Origin of the sequence: Nocardioides luteus (genome assembly GCF_014648595.1) — a bacterium.
Taxonomy (GTDB): Bacteria; Actinomycetota; Actinomycetes; order Propionibacteriales; family Nocardioidaceae; genus Nocardioides; species Nocardioides luteus.
Genome location: NZ_BMRK01000010.1, coordinates 157373 through 176617 on the forward strand (window position 1 = coordinate 157373; position 19245 = coordinate 176617).

General features: G+C 69.4%; 16 protein-coding genes. 8 read left to right on the forward strand and 8 right to left on the reverse strand.

Annotation, left to right across the window (positions count from 1 at the left end; all coding sequences use genetic code 11):
* Nucleotides 1–81 precede the first annotated feature (81 nt).
* The 4 genes from IEY81_RS14270 to IEY81_RS14285 all read left to right on the forward strand — a co-directional run bounded on the left by IEY81_RS14270 (nucleotide 82) and on the right by IEY81_RS14285 (nucleotide 3024).
* A complete protein-coding gene (locus IEY81_RS14270; RefSeq protein ID WP_189119141.1) occupies nucleotides 82–237 on the forward strand; it encodes a hypothetical protein in 156 nt (51 codons plus the stop codon).
* Entirely contained in the window at nucleotides 234–647 is a 414-nt protein-coding gene (locus IEY81_RS14275; protein ID WP_189119142.1) for a hypothetical protein, read from the forward strand. The genes IEY81_RS14270 and IEY81_RS14275 overlap by 4 nt, the downstream gene beginning before the upstream one ends.
* A 256-nt stretch (nucleotides 648–903) precedes the next feature.
* The gene (locus IEY81_RS14280) at nucleotides 904–1902 is read left to right on the forward strand and encodes a type I phosphoribosyltransferase (protein WP_189119143.1); all 999 of its coding nucleotides are present in this window, start codon (nucleotides 904–906) and stop codon (nucleotides 1900–1902) included.
* A 144-nt stretch (nucleotides 1903–2046) separates the two neighbouring features.
* Nucleotides 2047–3024 (forward strand): viperin family antiviral radical SAM protein, encoded by a 978-nt coding sequence (locus IEY81_RS14285; RefSeq protein ID WP_189119144.1) that lies wholly within the window; start codon nucleotides 2047–2049, stop codon nucleotides 3022–3024.
* Here IEY81_RS14285 and ispG read toward each other — a convergent pair.
* From ispG to IEY81_RS14315, 6 genes are all read right to left on the reverse strand, one after another.
* Complete coding sequence (ispG, locus tag IEY81_RS14290; RefSeq protein ID WP_189119145.1) at nucleotides 3017–4180, reverse strand: flavodoxin-dependent (E)-4-hydroxy-3-methylbut-2-enyl-diphosphate synthase; 1164 nt, start codon at nucleotides 4178–4180, stop codon at nucleotides 3017–3019. The genes IEY81_RS14285 and ispG overlap by 8 nt on opposite strands.
* A gap of 21 nt (nucleotides 4181–4201) precedes the next feature.
* On the reverse strand, nucleotides 4202–5560 hold the full coding sequence (locus IEY81_RS14295) for a M50 family metallopeptidase (protein ID WP_189119146.1): 1359 nt from the start codon (nucleotides 5558–5560) through the stop codon (nucleotides 4202–4204).
* Entirely contained in the window at nucleotides 5557–6666 is a 1110-nt protein-coding gene (dxr, locus tag IEY81_RS14300; protein WP_229787876.1) for a 1-deoxy-D-xylulose-5-phosphate reductoisomerase, read from the reverse strand. The genes IEY81_RS14295 and dxr overlap by 4 nt, the downstream gene beginning before the upstream one ends.
* Before the next feature lie 52 nt (nucleotides 6667–6718).
* Nucleotides 6719–9346, reverse strand: a complete 2628-nt coding sequence (locus tag IEY81_RS14305; RefSeq protein WP_189119147.1) for a substrate-binding and vWA domain-containing protein — start codon at nucleotides 9344–9346, stop codon at nucleotides 6719–6721.
* Nucleotides 9347–9606: 260 nt separating this feature from the next.
* Complete coding sequence (locus IEY81_RS14310) at nucleotides 9607–11643, reverse strand: acyltransferase family protein (protein WP_189119148.1); 2037 nt, start codon at nucleotides 11641–11643, stop codon at nucleotides 9607–9609.
* A gap of 142 nt (nucleotides 11644–11785) precedes the next feature.
* Nucleotides 11786–13228: a gamma-aminobutyraldehyde dehydrogenase gene (locus IEY81_RS14315; protein ID WP_189119149.1), complete on the reverse strand. Its 1443-nt coding sequence runs from the start codon at nucleotides 13226–13228 to the stop codon at nucleotides 11786–11788.
* A 116-nt stretch (nucleotides 13229–13344) separates the two neighbouring features.
* Between IEY81_RS14315 and IEY81_RS14320 the strand changes: the two genes are divergently transcribed.
* The gene (locus IEY81_RS14320; RefSeq protein ID WP_189119150.1) at nucleotides 13345–14733 is read left to right on the forward strand and encodes an aspartate aminotransferase family protein; all 1389 of its coding nucleotides are present in this window, start codon (nucleotides 13345–13347) and stop codon (nucleotides 14731–14733) included.
* A gap of 17 nt (nucleotides 14734–14750) precedes the next feature.
* Here the strand turns inward: IEY81_RS14320 and IEY81_RS14325 are convergent, their stop codons facing one another.
* Nucleotides 14751–16190, reverse strand: coding sequence for an amidase (locus IEY81_RS14325; protein ID WP_189119151.1), 1440 nt, complete (start codon nucleotides 16188–16190; stop codon nucleotides 14751–14753).
* A gap of 81 nt (nucleotides 16191–16271) precedes the next feature.
* Here IEY81_RS14325 and IEY81_RS14330 point away from each other — a divergent pair, with 81 nt between their 5' ends.
* On the forward strand, nucleotides 16272–16904 hold the full coding sequence (locus IEY81_RS14330) for a TetR/AcrR family transcriptional regulator (protein ID WP_189119152.1): 633 nt from the start codon (nucleotides 16272–16274) through the stop codon (nucleotides 16902–16904).
* A 9-nt stretch (nucleotides 16905–16913) separates the two neighbouring features.
* Here the strand turns inward: IEY81_RS14330 and IEY81_RS14335 are convergent, their stop codons facing one another.
* Nucleotides 16914–17531: a hypothetical protein gene (locus tag IEY81_RS14335; protein ID WP_229787877.1), complete on the reverse strand. Its 618-nt coding sequence runs from the start codon at nucleotides 17529–17531 to the stop codon at nucleotides 16914–16916.
* 13 nt (nucleotides 17532–17544) lie between these two features.
* Here IEY81_RS14335 and IEY81_RS14340 point away from each other — a divergent pair, with 13 nt between their 5' ends.
* Together IEY81_RS14340 and IEY81_RS14345 are read left to right on the forward strand one after the other, a co-directional pair.
* Complete coding sequence (locus IEY81_RS14340; protein ID WP_189119154.1) at nucleotides 17545–17724, forward strand: hypothetical protein; 180 nt, start codon at nucleotides 17545–17547, stop codon at nucleotides 17722–17724.
* A gap of 638 nt (nucleotides 17725–18362) precedes the next feature.
* Nucleotides 18363–19245, forward strand: an 883-nt coding sequence (locus tag IEY81_RS14345) for a DUF222 domain-containing protein (RefSeq protein ID WP_189119155.1), incomplete at its 3' end; no start/stop codon positions are given.

Genomic DNA, 19245 nt, shown 5'->3' on the forward strand with positions numbered 1-19245 from the left:
CCTCCGCCACCTTGGAGACGTCCCACTGGGGACAGCGCCGGCCGGCCCTCCCGGGCCCCATCGCTGAAGGAGATGACGAGAATGAGGAACCACAAGTTCAGCATCGCCACCTTCGCCGTCACGCTGCTCGTCGTGTTCGGCTTCAACCAGCTGCTCAGCGCCGAGCCGCCCACGTGCCAGGCATCCGCCGGCACCTCGTACGTGTCCGTCCTCGCCACGGAAGGAGCGCTGTCATGATCGGCGACTTCCTCCGACCCGGAGACACCGTCCGGGCCCGTGGCGGCACCCGCTCCGGCAAACGCGGCGTCGTGGTCGCCACCGCCGGGGGCCGTGCCAAGGTCCGCTTCAACGGCAGCGGCGGCACCCGCTGGATCCGCAACGGACACCTCAGCTCCACCGGACGCGACTCGACCGCCTGGATCCTTCCGGTCAAGGCCGCACTCATCCTGTTCCTGGTCGTGCCGGGGATCCGGTTCGTCGCGGTCCACCTGTGGACCCACGGCGGCCTGGACGGGCTCCCGGCAGCCCTCGGCACCCAGATGGGTGAGGCCGCCGTCGCCTGGGGCCAGCTGATCACGAACGATCCGATCGGAGCACTGCTCCATCTCGGCTTCCTCGGCGTGGTCTCCAGGCTGATGCACTGGTGAGACCACGACACGGTCTTCGAGACGTACGCAGGGGGCGTCTCGAAGCGGGCGGAGCCGAAGGCCGCCGGCACCGCTTCGTCTGGAGCCCGGTCCGACTGTGACGGACCGGGCTCTCTGCGTCGCCGGGGCCGACGACTTCTCCCGAAACGGGCGCTCGGGCGGGAGCGCGACGATACATTTGCAGGGTTCCTGGTGGACTCGATCGGGACTCATCCGGGACTCCAGTGTGAACAGGCCACGCTTGAGGAGGGACGAGATGGCCCTCGAACCCGACGACAGCCCCGCCGCCCTCAACCGCGACCTCCGCGCCTGGGTGAAGAACTGGACCGGCAAGGGCATCGGGCAGGTCGCCCTCGGCGCCAACATCAGCAACAGCCGGGCCTACGCAGCCACCGCCAACACGAACCTCGTCCCCCGCGACCTGCTCCTGGGCATCGTGCGCGCCGCGGTGCCGCCCACCTACGACCTCGAGGAGCGCACCCGCTGGATACTTCGGTGGTCCCGTGAGTGGGAGCGGCGCTGGGAGATCGCCGAGGCCACGACCCGAGGCACCAGCCTGAAGCCGCCACCACCACCCGAGCCCGCGCTGGAGCGCTCGTCGCAGCCCCCGCAGCAGCCCAACGCGGTGGTGCGGCTCGATCCCGAGATCGCCCTTCCCGCTCTGGAGCGGATCACCGACAAGGCCATCCGGAGGATCACCTCCAAGCACGTCTACGTCGCCAAGCAGCCGCTCCCGGTCGGTTATCACAACCGTGACCCGATCACCGTCTACATCGACCTGCACTCCGCATCCTGCTCCCCGCGACACCGGGAGGACCTCGCCCAGTTCCTCGCCGCCCGCGTACGCCGCGCCGTCGGTGGCCTCGACCCCGACCGCACGGTCATCGCAACAGCCCGCGAGGGCAACATCCTGGTGGGCAGCCGGGTCGCCGAGCTGTGCGGCGTCCCGTTTCTGATGGTGCGCACCACCGCTCGCCCGCCCCGCTTCGGCTACCCCATCGAGCGCAACGCCGGCGACGAGGTCGAGGCCGTCATCGTCGACGACATCGTGATGAGCACCCTGGTCCCGAGGGTCGCCGACCTGCTACGCGTCCACGAGGGCATCACGGTCACTCGATGCTTCAGCATCTTCGACCGTGCCGATCTCGGGACCGTGGACCGATGGGAGGGAAACGAGATCACCCTCGACTCCGCGTTCCCGATCGACGATGATCTGGTGACAACACTCGCGAACCTCGCCGACCACCACACCTGAGCGGCCTCGAAAATTCTTCCGAGCAACACGTCAGAACGGCGGCGGATCGAATCCCTACCGGGATACCTTTCGTCGTGGTATGGAGCCCAGCGCCCCAGGCCATCCTGCTGGCTTGCTTCCTGACCTCTTCTAGAAGGCCTTCCGGTGACCGACGTCGAGATGGTGGTCAACCTCCATGTGACCGAGCGGTGCAACTATCGATGCACCTACTGCTTCGGTCAGTGGGGTGTGCTCGAAAAGCCGAACGCAGAGAAGAGCGCCTGGGCCGACACCGATACGGCGCACCGCATCATGCAGGAGCTCGCCGAGAAGTTCCGTAGCGACCGCGGGGCCAACAGCTCCGTGCGATTCAACTTCGTGGGTGGTGAACCCGCACTGTTGAAGAACATCGCCGACCTCGTCGAGTTCGCCAGGACGACCTTGCGGGCTCGCACTTCCTATGTCACCAACGGGCTCATGCTGAGGAGGTTCGACGCCGAGTGGACCGCCGCCAACATCGACATCCTCGGGATCAGCATCGACTCCTCCCTCCGAGAGACCAATCGCGAGATCGGTCGGGTGATCCGCAGCGGCAGGGTCTTCGATCTCGCCGACGCCGGCCGACGGGTCCAGGCCGTCCGCAAGGCGGCCGACCGGCTGGGGGTCCGGCATCCGGAGATCAAGGTGAACACCGTCGTCAGCGACCTGAACCACCGAGAGAACTTCGACGCCGTCTTGGCCACGATCAGGCCGGACAGATGGAAGATCTTGAAGATGCTGCCGGTCTACTCCGCGAAGACGGCGATCAGCGACGAGGAGTTCCGCAGCTTCGCCAAACGACACCGGAAGTTCGTGCGCAAGCGGCCTGGCTTCAAGGGCGTGCTGATCACGACCGAGGACAACGACGAGATGACCGGGTCGTACGCGATGGTCGACCCGCTCGCCCGGTTCTTCTGGTACGACGAGCTGCCGGAAAGCGGTTACCGCTACTCCGCCCCGATGACCGAGGTCTCCGCCGAGGATGCCTGGGCGGTCGCCGGTGTCCACTGGGACGAGCAGAAGTTCGGTGCGCGCTACACCGAGCTGATGGGCGGCCTCGAGCACGTGGAGCCCGAGGCCGGTCAGCTGATCGCGATCAGCTGACGGAGACCGACGCCCCGCCGCCCTCGACAGGCTCCATGCCCTCGGCGATCTTCATCGCCTCTTCGATGAGGGTCTCGACGATGGCCGCCTCGGGGACGGTCTTGATGACCTCACCCTTGACGAAGATCTGGCCCTTGCCGTTGCCGGAGGCGACACCGAGGTCGGCCTCGCGGGCCTCGCCGGGGCCGTTGACGACACAGCCCATGACCGCGACGCGCAGCGGGACCTCGAGGCCGTCGAGGCCGGCGGTGACCTCGTCGGCGAGCTTGTAGACGTCGACCTGCGCCCGGCCGCAGCTGGGGCAGGAGACGATCTCGAGGCGGCGCGGCCGGAGGTTGAGCGACTCCAGGATCTGCAGGCCGACCTTGACCTCCTCGACCGGCGGGGCGGAGAGCGAGACCCGGATGGTGTCGCCGATGCCCTTGGACAGCAGCGACCCGAAGGCCACCGAGGACTTGATCGTGCCCTGGAAGGCGGGGCCGGCCTCGGTGACGCCGAGGTGGAGCGGCCAGTCGCCGGACTCGGCGAGCAGCTCGTAGGCGCGCACCATCACGACCGGGTCGTTGTGCTTGACCGAGATCTTGAAGTCGTGGAAGCCGTGCTCCTCGAAGAGGCTCGCCTCCCACATCGCCGACTCGACCAGCGCCTCGGGGGTGGCCTTGCCGTACTTCTCCAGCAGCCGCTTGTCGAGCGAGCCGGCGTTGACGCCGATCCGGATGCTCGTGCCGTGGTCCTTGGCCGCGGCGGCGATCTCCTTGACCTGGTCGTCGAACTTGCGGATGTTGCCGGGGTTGACCCGGACGGCCGCGCAGCCCGCCTCGATGGCGGCGAAGACGTACTTCGGCTGGAAGTGGATGTCGGCGATCACCGGGATCTGCGACTTCTGCGCGATCGCCGGCAGGGCATCGGCGTCGTCCTGGCTCGGGCAGGCGACCCGGACGATGTCACAGCCCGACGCGGTCAGCTCGGCGATCTGCTGGAGGGTCGCGTTGACGTCGGAGGTCAGCGTCGTGGTCATCGACTGCACCGAGATGGGCGACTCGCTGCCGACGCCGACGGAGCCCACCTTGATCTGGCGGGTCTTGCGGCGAGGGGCGAGCACCGGAGCGGGTGCTTCCGGCATGCCGAGGCTGATCGGTGTGGGGATCGACGTCATGTCTTCGATTCTACGTGCGGGTCAGGCCTGGAGATGAAGCGGGACGACGAGGTCGGCGACGATGAGCACGACACCCATCACCAGCAGCGCCGAGGCCACGACGTACGCGATGGGCAGCAGCTTCGCCGGGTCGGCGTGACCCGGGTCGGGCCGCCGGAAGACCTTGGCGAAGGCCCGGCGGATGCCTTCCCACAGCGCGGTCGCGATGTGACCACCGTCGAGCGGCAGCAGCGGGACGAAGTTGAAGATGCCGATGAAGAGGTTGAAGCCGCCCACCAGGAACGCGAAGCTGGCGACCTTCTCACCGACGTCGAGGCCCTCGTGGGACGCGATCTCGCCGGCGATGCGACCGCCACCGACGATGCTGACCGGGCTGTCGGCCGAGCGCTCCTCGACACCGACGATGGCGAGCGCGACGTGCCAGACCTTGACCGGGAGCCGCAGCAGGGAGTGGACGGCGTTGCGGGCCATCGAGCCCATCTCCTGCAGCGCGTAGACCGGGCCCTCCTTGGTGGTCACCACGTGGGACTCGGGCGACATGCCGAAGAAGCCGACCTTCGCGGTCTCCGGGTCGGCGCTGGTGTCGTCGACGTCCTTGACCCGCTCCTGGACGACGGTCCGGGTGTGCAGCGTCATCCGCTCACCGTCGCGCTCGATGACGATGGTGGCCGCGCCGTCCATGTTGTCGCGGATGAGCTCCTGGGCCACCGGCCACGAGGTCAGCTCGGTGCCGTTGAAGGAGATCAGCTCGTCGCCGGGCTTCAGGCCGGCGTCGGCGGCGGGCGTCGGCCGGTCGGTGGGGCGGCAGTCGCGGCCCTGGTCCTCCCAGCTCAGCAGGCACTCCTGCAGGCTGGAGACGACCGGATGGCCCTTGTCGACGACGTTCTCGCGCACCCCGTAGATGCCGAAGACGCCCCAGAGCACGAAGAACGCGATGGCGATGTTCACCGTCGGGCCGCCAGCCATCACGATGACCTTCTTCCACCAGGCCATCTTGTAGAAGAGCCTGGGCTCGTCCTCGGGCCGGATCAGCTCCCACTCGGCCGAGCGGGCGTCGCTGATCAGCTGGGTGAACAGCCCGGTGTTGGACTTGCGCACCCGCAGCGCGCCGTCCTCGGTGCGCTCGCCCAGCTCCTCGGCGCCGGGCGGCAGCATGCCGACGATCTTGACGAAGCCGCCGAGCGGGATCGCCTTGAGTCCGTACTCCGTCTCGCCGACCTGCTTGGACCACACCGTCGGCCCGAAGCCGATGAAGTACTGCGTCACCTTCCCGCCGAACGCCTTCGCCGGGATCATGTGGCCGAGCTCGTGGAGCCCGATGGAGGCCAGGATCGCGAGGACGAAGCCGATCACGGCCAACGTGTAAAGCAGGTAGCTCACGGGCGGGTCTCCAGGATCCGAGCGGCTTCCTCGCGCGCCCAGGCGTCGGCGGCGAGCACATCCTCGACGGAGAGGGTGCCTTCCGAGCGTACGCCCTGATGGTGACCCATCACCTCCGCGATCGTGTCCACGATGCCGGTGAACGGGATGCGGCCCTCGTGGAAGGCGTCCACGCAGACCTCGTTGGCCGCGTTGTAGACGGCGGGGTGGGTTCCGGCGCGGGCGCCGGCCTCGCGGGCCAGTCGCACCGCAGGAAAGGCAGCGTCGTCGAGCGGCTCGAAGCGCCAGTCGGCGGCCTTGGTCCAGTCGATCGGGGTCTCGGCGTCGGGCACCCGCTCCGGCCAGGCCATCCCCATCGAGATCGGCACCAGCATCGTCGGCAGCCCGAGCTGGGCGACGACGGCACCGTCGGTGAACTCGACCATGGAGTGGATGTACTGCTGCGGGTGGACGACGACCTCGATCCGGTCGAAGGGTACGTCGAAGAGCAGGTGCGCCTCGATGACCTCGAGGCCCTTGTTGACGAGGGTGGCCGAGTTGGTCGTGATCACCCGCCCCATCGCGAAGTTGGGGTGCTTGAGCGCCTGCGCCGGGGTGACCTCGCCGAGCTCGTCACGGGAGCGGCCGCGGAACGGGCCGCCGGAGGCGGTGAGCACCAGCTTGCGTACCTCCTCGGCGCGGCCGGCCCGCAGGCTCTGCGCGATCGCGGAGTGCTCGGAGTCGACCGGGACGATCTGTCCCTCCCCCGCCATGCGCTTGACCAGCGGACCGCCGATGATCAGCGACTCCTTGTTGGCCAGGGCGAGGGTGTTGCCGGCCTCCAGAGCGGCCAGCGTGGGACGGAGCCCGACGGCACCGGTGATGCCGTTGAGGACCACGTCGGCGGGCTGGGCGGCGGCCTCGACCGAGGCCTCCTCCCCCAGCCCGGAGTGCTTGGGCGCGAACTCGGCCACCTGGGCGTCGAACAGCTCCTTGTTGGAGCCGCCCGCGGTCAGTCCGACCACCCGGAACCGGTCCGGGTTGGCCCGCACCAGGTCGAGAGCCTGGGTGCCGATGGACCCGGTGGAGCCGAGGATCACCACGTCGCGTGGTCGCTGATCGTTCACCCGCCCATCCTCCCAGCAGAGGCTGAGAGCGCACCAAACGGCTCGCCTCCGGTCACGAGACCTTTCCGGCGAGGCCCTTGAAGACGTCGACCAGCACGTGGTCCAGGTTGGCGACGTCCGCAGGCCGGCTCAGGTTGCGCAGCGCTCCCCCGGTCTCGCGGGTCAGCCGGCCGAGCACGTCGATGGGTGCCTGGTCGCCGATCCCGACCGCGATGACCGGCACCGCGCCCTCGCCGCCGACCTGGTCCAGGAGCGCGTCGAGGCTCTGCGGCGGGTTCTGGCCGCCGTCGGAGAGGAGCACGATCACGGTGCGGTCGGAGACCTCCGTGTCGGCGGCGTCGATCGAGGCGTTCGCGTCCCGGATCGCGTCGTACAGCGGGGTCTCCCCGAAGGCCGTCATCGCGCAGATCTCGCTCTCGAGCCGCGAGCGCGTCGCGTCGTTCAGCGGCTCGATGACGGTCGCGGTGTCCTTCCCGGCCGGCGGGAACCAGTCCAGGCCGACCGCGTCGCGGCCGTTCTTGAGCTCTCCGATGGCGTTGAGCGCCGCGTTCTGCGCGACCTGGAGGTACGTCGGGTTGTCGGTCGTCCTCCCCGTGCAGGCGTCCTCGAAGCCGTCGAGGCGGACCCGGCGGTCCTGGCCGTTGATCTGCTCCATCGACCCCGAGGTGTCGATGGAGAGCAGCACCCGGACGGGAAGGCGTACGTTCTGCCACTGCTGGCGCCACTGGTTGACCGTCTTCGGCTTCGGCCACGCGGTGATGGTCTCGACGTCCTCGGCCCCGACGACGTCCTCGAGCTGGTCGGTGGCCCGCTCGGGGTCACCGGCGGCGCGCAGGCCCCAGTCGCGGAACCTCTGCTGCTGCTTCCGCTCCCGGAGGAAGTCGACGAACGCGTCCGCCGCCGCCCGCTTCGTCTCGTCGGAGTCGAGCAAGGCCATCGCGACCGCAGGGTGGTCGAAGGCGTAGATCGTGTCGTCGGGGACCACCGCGACCATCCTGTGCTCCGCGTCGGTCACGGGCTCGCGGCAGGAGAAGTCGTCGGCGCCGAGCGGGTCGCCGCAGTTGTAGAGGTAGGCGGTCTGCTCCTGGGCGATCACCGCATCCATCTGGGCGAGCAGGTCGGGGTCCTGGTGGACGCGGTCCATCAGCCGGGTGATGTCCTGGCCGGCCAGCTCGTCGGGCACGGAGGCGATGGCGTCGCGCAGCAGTCCGACGGCCTCCTCGTCGCCGTGGCCGGCGACCAGCGCCTCGTTGAGCGCCACCGAGGTCGCCATCCCGGAGGTGGAGCCGATCGGATCGTCGATCGCCAGCGTCAGCTCACCGTTCGCGGCCTTGGTGACGACCTCGTTCCAGTCGGGCGTCCCCGAGAGCTTCTCCCGCTTCGACTCGGGCATCAGGATCGTCAGGACGGAGGAGGCCACCGACGGCCACTCGCCGTCGTGCTCGGCCAGCTCGTCGGCGCCGCCCCTCCCGAGCTCGCCCGCTGCGAGGAGCTCCGGCCAGACCGACTCGGTCGGCAGCCACAGGTCCGGCTTGCGGGCCTGGTCGACCTCGCACGCCTCCGGGTCCGCCACCGGGCACTCCAGCCGGCCCTCGGGGGCGGTCGCCCAGCCGTCGGCGATCGCCTCCGCGGCGTCGCCGGAGTTGACCCCGAACACCTCGAGATCGAAGCACGCGCCGTCCTCGCCCCGGTAGTCGTCCTCGAACTCGTCGGCCAGCTCCTCGATGAGCCCGTCCTTCTCGGTGCTGACCACGACGGACAGCTCCTTGGCCTTCCCCTCGCAGCCCGCCAGCACCCCGTGCCCGGGGCGGACGTCGCCCAGGACCGGGAGCACGACCGCGACCAGGGCGACGACTGCGGTGATGACCGCCGGAACGAGCCACCCGGTGCTCGTCCACCAGGACGCGCCGCCCATCAGCGCACGCGCCCTGTCCCGGGTCAGGGGCAGGTAGCGCGGGCCCAGCCGGTCCTTGCCGTCGAGCAACCCGACGACCTTCCGGTTCCGCTCCTGGACCAGCGGTGCACCGGCCAGCTCGTCGCCGGTCGCCGCCCCGTCCTCGATCGCGACCACGCGGTTGCGATCGTCGACATGGTGGGCTCGACCGCCGATCTTCCGGTTCCCGTTCTGGTGCCATCCCTCGGCGACCAGCAGCGCGTTCTCGGTGTGGCTGCGCACCAGCGAGGCGGCCTTCACCCTGCGCGGCAGCTTGTCCTCGGGCATCAGGGTGAGCAGGACGTAGCCGTTCGCCAGCGCGGTGACCGAGACCGTACGGACCGCCTTGTCCGGGATCGTCCAGGTGACGTCGAGGAACTGGCCGTCGGTGACCGTCTTCGAGCCGGTCGCCGCCTGCACGACGGATCTCGAGGTCATCAGGTGGCGCTTCGTGACCGGGAAGGCATAGCCGGCGACGGTGGTGCCGTCCTTGCCGTTCACCACCGCGGTCATCTTGATGGCGGTCGAGGCGGCCGGCGTCGAGTGCTCGACCCAGCGCCGCCAGGCGAGCACCGCGTACAGGACCACGGACACGACGACGCAGGCCGACCCGACGACGATGGTGGCCAGCTCGGCACGGCCCAGCACGGCGGACTGGATGAAGGCGGCCAGGCCGATACCGATGCCGCCCACCAGCGAGGTCCGCGCCCAGGGCCTGACACCCATGAGGTCTCGCCACTGGTCCATCTGAGTCTCCTCGCAGGCATCGATACGACCGGCCCGGGAGTCTAGTGAACAACATTCGCAACAGGGGACGAATAAGCGGTGTTTCGGCGTCGTACTCGCGGAAACACCGTCAGAAATAGCAACAGCCCCGGACTCCCCCACGGGTCCAGGGCTGTGCATGAAACGTTTTGCAACGTCTGGTCACAATTAAGCCACAAAGATGCACGCGAAGGCAAATCCCGAAACGTACGTCCCAGGTAGTGCCTCGGCAGGGCGTCGGGTCACACCAGCGGCTCGAGGATGGCACCCAGCCGCGGAGCGACGTGACGGACCCACGACTCGGTGAGGTGGGACACGTCGTAGTAGGTGACCCGCTCCCCCACCACCAGCGGGCAGCGGTCCTCGACGCACACGAAGCGCTGGGTGTCGACGTACCTCGCACCGGTGCCGTCCAGCGCCTTCTCCGTCAGCGCGTTGCTGCTGGTCTCGCGGGAGTCCGGGTCGCTCAGGCAGGAGCCCTGGTCGGCGTCGGGATCGCTGAGGCAGTCGGCCGGGGCCTGGTCGACGGGAGGTACGTCGCCGAGGACGACCACCCTGCGAGTGATCTCCCGGTAGGACTCGGCGGTGCTGCGTACGGCCTCCGACCACTGCTCATCCCGGTCCATGCCCTCCCACGTCTTGGGCATGAAGAGCTGGCCGCGGGCGGTCGAGACGATGACGTCGGGGTCGAGCCGCTCGAGGCGGTCCGCGGACCAGTCGCGGAACTCGTCGCACTCGGCCTGGGTCATCTTCTTGCCGCGGTGCTGGACCGGGTAGGGCGCACAGCCGACCTTCACGACGGGGACGACGCGGAAGCCGCGCTCCCTGCCGAGGTCGTCGAAGGCGCTCAGCCACATGCCGGCGTGGGAGTCGCCGACGACGGCGACCGTCTTCTTCGCATCCTTCTCGCCCAGCTCGCAGTCGGACACGCGGGTGTCGCCGTAGTTGGCCCAGCAGTCGGGATAGCTCTTCTGCCACCGATCCTGGCCGATGTCCTTGCCGATCACCTCCGCCGGGATCGGGCCGCCCCGGTCGGCGATGTCGATCGCTGCGCGCAGCTCGCGCTGGACCTGCGGCGGGCCGCCGGTCTCGGCGGCGGTGTCGGGCACCGGGTTGGCGGCGAACCACGCCTCGGCCTCGGCGGCACGCACCTTCTCCGCGTGCGCCGCGTAGCCGGTCGTGAGCCAGCCGCTGCCGACCGCGAGCACGACCGCGACCGGCCACAGCACCAGCGAGCGCAGCCCGTGGGAGAGCACCGGCACCTGCTTGGTCTGGAACGGGACCTCGACGAAGCGGTGACTGAGAGCGGAGAGGACCATCGCGGCGAGGACCGCCACGGCCATCTCGACGCGGGCGCTGCCGATCTCGAGGAGCTCGGGCGCCAGGATGATCAGCGGCCAGTGCCACAGGTAGAGCGAGTAGGAGATGTCGCCGACGTACCGCAGCGGCCTGATCGCGAGCAGCTTCGCGGTCGGGGCGCCGGCGCCCGAGGCCAGCAGCGCGACGGTGCCGAGGGTGGGCACCAGTGCCTGCCAGCCCGGGAACGGGGTGGCGTCGCTGAAGACGACGGTCGCGCCGAGGATCGCCGACGCACCGCCGAGCCCGGCGACCACGCTCGCGGCGCCCTTCAGGCGCCCGCCCCAGCAGGCCAGCAGCGCTCCGGCGGCGAGCTCGTAGGCGCGGGCGGGCGTGGAGAAGTAGGCCGAGGTGGGGTTCTCACCGGCGGCGTGGACCGACCAGGCCAGGCTGGCGAGCGCGATCACCGCGGCGACGACCGCGAAGCCCTTGCGGCCGAGCCTCGGGACGAGCAGGAGCGCGAGCACCGGCCAGACCAGGTAGAACTGCTCCTCGACCGAGAGCGACCAGTAGTGCTGGAACGGCGAGGGCTCGCTGGGCTGGAAGTACTGCACCCCCTCGGCGGCGAAGTGCACGTTGGCCAGGAAGAACGCGGCCCAGGTGCCGTCGCTGGCCGCGTCGGTGAGCCGGGTGGTGGGCAGCTGCCAGGCGGCGTACGCCAGGACGACCAGGATCACGAGGGTGGCCGCCGGCAGGATGCGGCGGGCGCGGCGCGCGTAGAACTGCGGGATGCTGACGGTGCCGGTCTTCTTCGCCTCGCGCAGGAGCAGCGTGGTGATCAGGAAGCCGGAGAGCACGAAGAAGACGTCGACGCCGACGAAGCCGCCCTCGGTGTAGGGGATGCCCGCATGGGCAGCGACGACCAGACCTACGGCAACGGCCCGAAGACCTTGGACATCTGTCCGCCATTGCGTGGCTGACACAGGGGTGGCACCTCGTGTGGGGGTTCGACTGCTTCCATCGCTGTCGTGTCGCGGAGGTACGCGAGACGACCATCGATGGTTTCACGGGACGCGTTCCGCCCGCACATCGAGGGTGGCACCTCTGCAGCGCCTGTCCACCGCATTATCGGCCGAGGTAGGACATCACGTGCTTGATCCGGGTGTAGTCCTCGAGCCCGTAGACGGAGAGGTCCTTGCCGTAGCCGGAGTGCTTGAAGCCGCCGTGGGGCATCTCGGAGATGTAGGGAATGTGGGTGTTGATCCAGACCACACCGAAGTCGAGGCGCTTGCTGACCCGCAGGGCGGTGCCGTGGTCGGTGGTCCACACGCTCGAGCCGAGGCCGTAGTCGACGTCGTTGGCGCACCGCAGCGCCTCGGCCTCATCGGTGAACCGCTGGACGGTGATCACCGGGCCGAAGATCTCGTGCTGGATCTGCTCGTCGTCCTGGCGGAGGCCGGCCAGGACGGTGGGCTGGTAGAAGTAGCCGTTCTCGCCGCCCTCGACCTGTGCCGGTGCGCCGCCGACCTCGATCCTGGCGTGGTCGGGGAGCCGGTCGACCATGCCGGCGACCCGAGCGAGCTGGCCGGGGTTGTTGAGCGCGCCGACATCGCAGTTGTCGGCAGGGAGACCGACGGTGGTGCCGCGGGCGGCCTCGGCGAGAGCGGCGACGAACTCGTCGTGGACGCCCGCCTGCACGAGCACGCGGGTCGCGGCGGTGCAGTCCTGACCGGCGTTGAAGTAGCCGGCCGCGGCGATGCCCTCGACGGCCTTGGCGATGTCGGCGTCGTCGAAGACGATCACCGGCGCCTTGCCGCCGAGCTCGAGGTGGACGCGCTTGACGTCCTGCGCCGCGGTCGCGGCGACCTCCATCCCGGCCCGCACCGAGCCGGTGATCGCGACCATCTGCGGGGTCGCGTGGCGGATCAGGGCGCGGCCGGTGTCGCGGTCGCCGGTGACGAGGTTGAGCACACCGGGCGGCAGGAACTCCTGGGCGATCTCGGCCAGCAGCGAAGAGCTGGCCGGGGTGGTGTCGGACGGCTTCAGGACGACGGTGTTGCCGGCGGCGAGGGCGGGCGCGATCTTCCACGACATCATCGCGAGCGGGTAGTTCCAGGGCGTGACCTGCCCGATCACCCCGATCGGCTCGCGGCGGACCCAGGAGGTGTGGTCGGCGAGGTACTCCCCTGCGCTCTTCCCCTCGAGGGTTCGCGCGGCGCCGGCGAAGAACCGGAAGTGGTCGATCGTCGGCGGCAGCTCCTCCTCCAGGGTGAGCCGGTAGGGCTTGCCGGTGTCCTTGACCTCGACGCGGGTCAGCTCCTCGATGCGGGTCTCCATCGCGTCGGCGATCCGGAGCAGGGCCCGGCTGCGCTCCTGGGGTGTGGTCTCGCCCCAGGTCTCGAAGGCCGCTGCTGCGGCTGCGTACGCCTTGTCGACGTCGGCCTCGCCGGACATCGGAGCCTGGGCGTAGACCTCGCCGGTGGCGGGGTCCACGACGTCGTACGTCGCGGCGTCGGCTGCCTCGCACAGCTCGCCGCCGATCACGTTCTTGAAGCTCTGGTCAGCCATGCCGTAGAGACTAACTCCATCTCGTAACAGGAATGTCACAACTGAATCCGAAGTCAGATTGGTGATTTGCGACTGATTCGCTTGCCATCGGGAATGGGCTGGGTGACCATGGGGGCATGACCGGCCATCACGAGCAGCTGCAGCGCGACGCCAAGGACCATCTCTGGATGCACTTCACCCGGCATTCGAGCTACGCCGCAGCCGACGTGCCGATCATCGCCCGGGGCGAGGGCGCCTACATCTACGACATCGAGGGCACCCGCTACCTGGACGGGCTCGCCGGGCTCTTCGTCACCCAGGTCGGCCACGGTCGCGCCGAGCTGGCCGACGCCGGCGCCGCACAGGCCAAGCAGCTGGCCTTCCACCCGCTGTGGTCCTACGCGCACGAGCCGGCGGTCGAGCTCGCCGCCCGGCTGGCCACGCTCGCGCCCGGCGATCTCAACCGGGTCTTCTTCACCAACTCCGGCTCCGAGGCGGTCGAGACCGCGTGGAAGCTGGCCAAGAACTACTTCAAGCTGCGCGGGAAGCCGGGCAAGCACAAGGTGATCGGCCGCAACATCGCCTACCACGGCACCACCCACGGGGCCCTGTCGATCACCGGCCTGCCGGACATCAAGGCGCCCTTCGAGCCGCTGGTGCCGTCCACCTTCCGGGTGCCCCACACCAACATCTACCGGGCGGCGGAGATCACCGGCGGGCTGATGGACGGCAGCGACCCGGAGGCGTTCGGGCGCTGGTGCGCCGACCAGATCGAGGTCGTGATCAACGCCGAGGGCGCCGACACCGTCGCCGCGGTCTTCCTGGAGCCGGTGCAGAACTCGGGCGGCTGTTTCCCGCCTCCCCCGGGCTACTTCCAGCGGGTGCGGGAGATCTGCGACGCCTACGACGTCCTGCTCGTCTCCGACGAGGTGATCTGCGCCTACGGACGGCTCGGGACGATGTTCGGCGCGGAGCGGTTCGGCTACGTGCCCGACATCATCACCTCGGCGAAGGGGCTGACCTCGGGGTACGCGCCGCTGGGAGCCGCGATCATCTCCGACCGGCTGATGGAGCCGTTCCTCACCGGCGAGGAGACCTTCTACCACGGCTACACCTTCGGCGGTCACCCCGTCTCCACGGCAGTGGCGCTGGCCAACCTCGACCTCTTCGAGGCGGAGGACCTGCTCGGCAACGTACGACGCAACGAGGCCGCCTTCTGGTCGACCCTGTCGAAGCTGAAGGACCTGCCGATCGTCGGTGACGTGCGCGGCAGCGGCTACTTCTACGGCATCGAGCTGGTCAAGGACCGCACCACCAAGCAGACCTTCACCGAGGAGGAGTGCGAGCGGATCCTGTTCGGCTACGTCTCCAAGGCGCTGTGGTCCGAAGGTCTCTACTGTCGCGCCGACGACCGCGGCGAACCGGTCATCCAGCTCTCGCCGCCGCTGACCGTGGGGCAGGCCGAGTTCAACGAGATGGAACAGATCCTGCGGCGGGTCCTGGAGAAGGCCTCGACGATGCTCTGAGGCCGCTCGCCCGCCGCTCAGAGCGGGGCGGCGCCCTGGATCCTTGGCCAGGGCGCCTGCTTCTCTAGGGCGTACCCGAGCTCGAGGAGGGTCCGCTCGTCGCCGTAGGCGGAGGCGAGCTGCACACCGATCGGCAGTCCCTCCTCGGTGAGGCCCATCGGCAGCGAGATCGCCGGAGTGCCGGTGATGTTCTGCAGCGGCGTGAACGCCACGTGGCGCCGGAGGCGCTCGACCAGGTCCTCGAACGGGACGTTCGGGGAGAGCTGTCCCAGGGGTGGGGTGACGCCGGCGACGACCGGGCAGAGGACCACGTCGTGGCGGTCGAAGACCCGGGCGTACGTGAGGGCGGCTCGCTTCAGGCGGTGCAGCGCGCCGGGTGTCCGGCGCCAGCCGCCGGAGGTGAACTCGCGGCGCAGGCCGTCGGTGAGGCCGTCGAGCCTCGTGGTGTCGAGGCTGCGGTCCATGGTCAGGCGACCGAGGGTGCCGGCGAGGAAGGCGAGCATGCCCCAGTAGGTGAGGAAGTCGTCGCCGAAGCGCGCCTCGACGGGGATCGGAACCGGCTCGACGGTGTGGCCCTGCTCCTCCAGCAGCGTGGCGGTGCGTTCCACGGCCGCCTTGGTCGGCACGTCCACGACCGCGTCGGTCACCGACTCCATGATCATCGCGACCCGGAGCCGGCGGCGTGCCGGACCCTCGACCAGGCCCAGCGGCGGCAGCGCCGGGTTGCGCCAGTGGCGCTCGAGGGCGGCGTGGAAGACGGCGGTGTCGCGGACCGAGCGGGTCACCACGCCCTCGCTGACCATGTTGATCGGCAGGGCGCGGGCGGACTCGCCGTCGATGTGGCGGCCACGGCTGGGCTTGAGGCCGACCAGTCCCGCGGCTGCGGCCGGGATCCGGATGGAGCCGCCACCGTCGTTGGCGTGCGCGATCGGCACTGCTCCGGCGGCGACCATGGCGGCCGAGCCGCCGGAGGAGGCACCGACGGAGTGCTCGGTGCTCCACGGGTTGGGGGTGGGCGGCCCGCTGCGGAACTCGGTGGTCGCGTTGAGACCGAACTCCGGCATCCGGCTCTTGCCGAGCACGGTCATCCCGGTGCTGAGGTACTGCGTCGTGTAGCGCCCGTCGCGCTCGGCCGGGCGCGCCCGGATCGCCTCGGAGCCGTGGTTGGTCGGCATCCCGCGCAGGTCGGTGTTGTCCTTGAGCAGCGTGGGTACGCCGCGGAGGGCGGTGTCGTCGGCGGTGTCGTCGTCGGTGCTGTCGGCGCGGCGAGGAGCGTCGTAGGCCTCGTGGGCGACCGCGTGCAGGCGACGGCCGACATCACCGAGCCGGGCGACCGCCGCCGCCTCGACCTCGGCGGCGCTCAGCTCTCCGGTCCTGATGAGGCCGGCCAGCTCGACGGCGTCGTGGTCGCCGAGGGCGTCGTCGGAGAAGGCGTGTACGCGGGTGGTCGCGGTCATGTCCGAAGCCTGCTGGATCACACCCGGAATGTCTAGAAGATCTTCCAGACTTCTCGCCTCGGATCGTGCGAGACTCTGCGCATGAAGCGACGGCACGGCGACAGCGCCAGGCAGCGACGCGATGCGCTGGTCCGCGCCACGATCGAGGTGGCCGCCGAGAAGGGCATGTCCGGAGTCACCCATCGCGCCGTGACCGAGCGCGCCGGGCTGCCGCTGACCACCGTCGGCTACTTCTTCGACTCGATCTCCGACCTGGCCGCCGAGGCGCTGCGCACCGGCGTCGCCGAGGACGTCGCCCGGCTGCGTACGCTCGCCGACGAGCTCGCCGCTGCCGGCTCCGGGGCGGAGGCGACGGCCGAGGCGTTCGCTTCCGCGCTGACGTCGCCTCCGGGCGACTCGCTCGCCTTCGTGGAGGCCTTGGTCCATGCTGCCCGTGATGAGGAGTTCCGCCCGGTGGTGGGCGAGGTCCTCACCGCGGGTCGTGCCGTGGCGGAGCAGGCGGCAGAGGTGGTCGGGGCGACTCCTGCCGACCCGGCCTCCCTGCTAGCGCTCGTGCACGGCTACCTGCTGCACGCGCTGGCAGCGCCGGACCTGGTCGAACCCGACGCGCTCCTGCGCGGGCTGCGTGCGCTCGCGATCGGCACGCTGGTCGATCGCGGCGAGATCTCGCTCGCGCTGCGGGTCGCGGGGCGAGAGGCGGAGATCTCCCGCTGACGTCGCAGGTCAGCCGACGACGCGTACCTCTCGACCCAGCACCGCTCCGCCCTGCAGGGTCAGATGATCTCCGGACCAGAACCTGCCCGGGTCGTAGTAGTTGGTCGGCCGCTCGTCGTCGAGCAGCCCCATCTCCTGGTAGGTCGCGGCGACGACCTCGGCGCAGTAGACCTGCTCGATGCCGGCCTTCGACCGCACCCTCCCCCGCGCCCAGCGCCCGGCCAGGGCTGCTGTCGACGGGAACGGGGTGCCGTCGAGCCTCGCGATCGTGCGGAGCAGCGCATCCTCCTGTTCGCGGTCGATCTCGGCGCTCAGCTGCCGCAGCCAGACCTTCTGCTCGTAACGCCCCGCCCACTGCTCCACCGCCGCCCGCAGATCATGAAGCTGTACGCCGCGATGATGGGTGCCGGTATAAAGATCGAGCAGCCCCTTGCCCAGCTCGGCATGCCACATCAGCGGCGGCAGGTCATCGAGCACCACCGCCATCCCGACATGGTTGACCGGCGCGTTGCTGAGCATCCGGATCGCCCGGTCCGCGACCGACCGCCCGCGGAAGAGCCACAGATCGCCCGTGCGGGTCTGGTCCACGGCGTCGGCTAGGGAGATAGTGGTGTCACCATCAGACACTTTGGGGGTCCTCATGAGTTTCGGCAGTGCACGCGTGTGGAAGATCGTCGGCCTCGCCGGCCTGGCCGGCGTCACCGCAACAGGCGTCATCATCGCGCGCAACCACCGCCAGCGTACGCAGCGCACGCCGGAGGAGATCCACGCCAAGCTCCGTGAGCGAGTCGCCGCCGCCCACGGCGACTCCGCGGCGTAGATATTTCGGCACTCGAGCCTGTCCAGCCCCGCACCATCCGTAACTTCAGCCCCGGGTGATCGCCGGAGACCACCGGTGGTCGAGCTTGTCGAGACCACCCCACCGGTAACACCAGCCCCGGGCGGTGACCACCGGCAGGCCCGGTGGTCGAACTTGTCGAGACCACCCCACCCGTGACGCCGACCCCGGCGGTGCCCACCGGAGGTCGAGCCTGTCGAGACCTCCCTGCCGGAAACGTGTCGCCGAGGCTGGTCTGAGCCGCCGACCCGTTCACGAGGGTCTTCTCGACCCGCCCCGGAGTCAAGGACGGCCTACGGCCGCCGGCTTCGCCGGCCGCTTCGCGGTCCTGGACACCGGGCCAGGTCGAGAAAAGATTTGGCTGGTTATCGGGGCGGCGGCCCGGGTGTGGCGCGGAGAAGTCGAGACCTCGGAGGTCGAGCTTGTCGAGGCCACCAAACCCACGACAGCTACCTCGATCACGGAAGGAAGAAGTGGCCCTTTGGGCCACTTACCATCCACAGATTCGATCCCGAGATTCTCTCAGAAAAGTGCATCTGACCAGGGATAATATATGGCACAACGGGCTCTAGAGGAGTAGACTCAGACCCATCACGACACATCTCTGAGAGGAGGAACCGATGAGCCTCGAGCACGACACGATCGATGCTGACCTGAGCGCCATCGAAGCCTCCCTCGACGACCTCCTCACCCGCGATCCGGCTTACTGGCGCACGAGTCAGAAGAAGGACACGCTGCAGCGGCTGGAGAAGATCCAAGCCAAGCAGGCCGCCGTGAAACTCCGCGTGCTTGCCGCCTCGGGTGACATCGCTGAAGAGACCGGCGCCAAGGACGTCTCCGGGTGGATGCGGACCGAGCTCCTCGTGGACAAGGGCGTCGGCCGCTCCCAGGTGAATCTCGCTGCCAGCCTGACCAAGTACGAGCTGGTCGCAGAGGGTCTCGCCGAAGGTGTGTTGTCCCAGGACAAGGCCCGAGTGATCACCAAGGCCCTTGACCAGATCGAGACTGACCCGGCCGCTAGCGCCGAGGACCTGCTCCTGGCGGAGAAGCTGTTGGTCGAGCACGCCACCTGGTTCACCGCCAACGAACTGAAGGTCGCCGGCAAACGGATCTTGATGATGGTCGACCCCGACCGGTTCGAAGAAGCCGAAGCCAAAGCCCTGCAGCGCGAAGAAGAACACGCCCAACGACGCACCTTCTTCCAGTCCCGCGACAACGGCGACGGCACCATCGACATCCACGCCCGGGTCTCCCACGCTGTGGGTCTGCGGCTGCGGACCATGCTCGACTCTCTCGCCCAGCCGCGGAAGTGGTCCGCGGAGGAGAAGGGCCGCAAAGCCCCCTACGACCGGCTCCTCGGGCAGGCCTTCGCGCGCGTGATCGAGACCTACGACGTCGAGAACCTGCCCCGCCACGGCGGCCACGCCACCACAGTCTTCGTAACCATGAGCCTCGACGACCTCCGCAAAGACCTCGCCACCGCCTCCCTCGGGTTCGACGGCG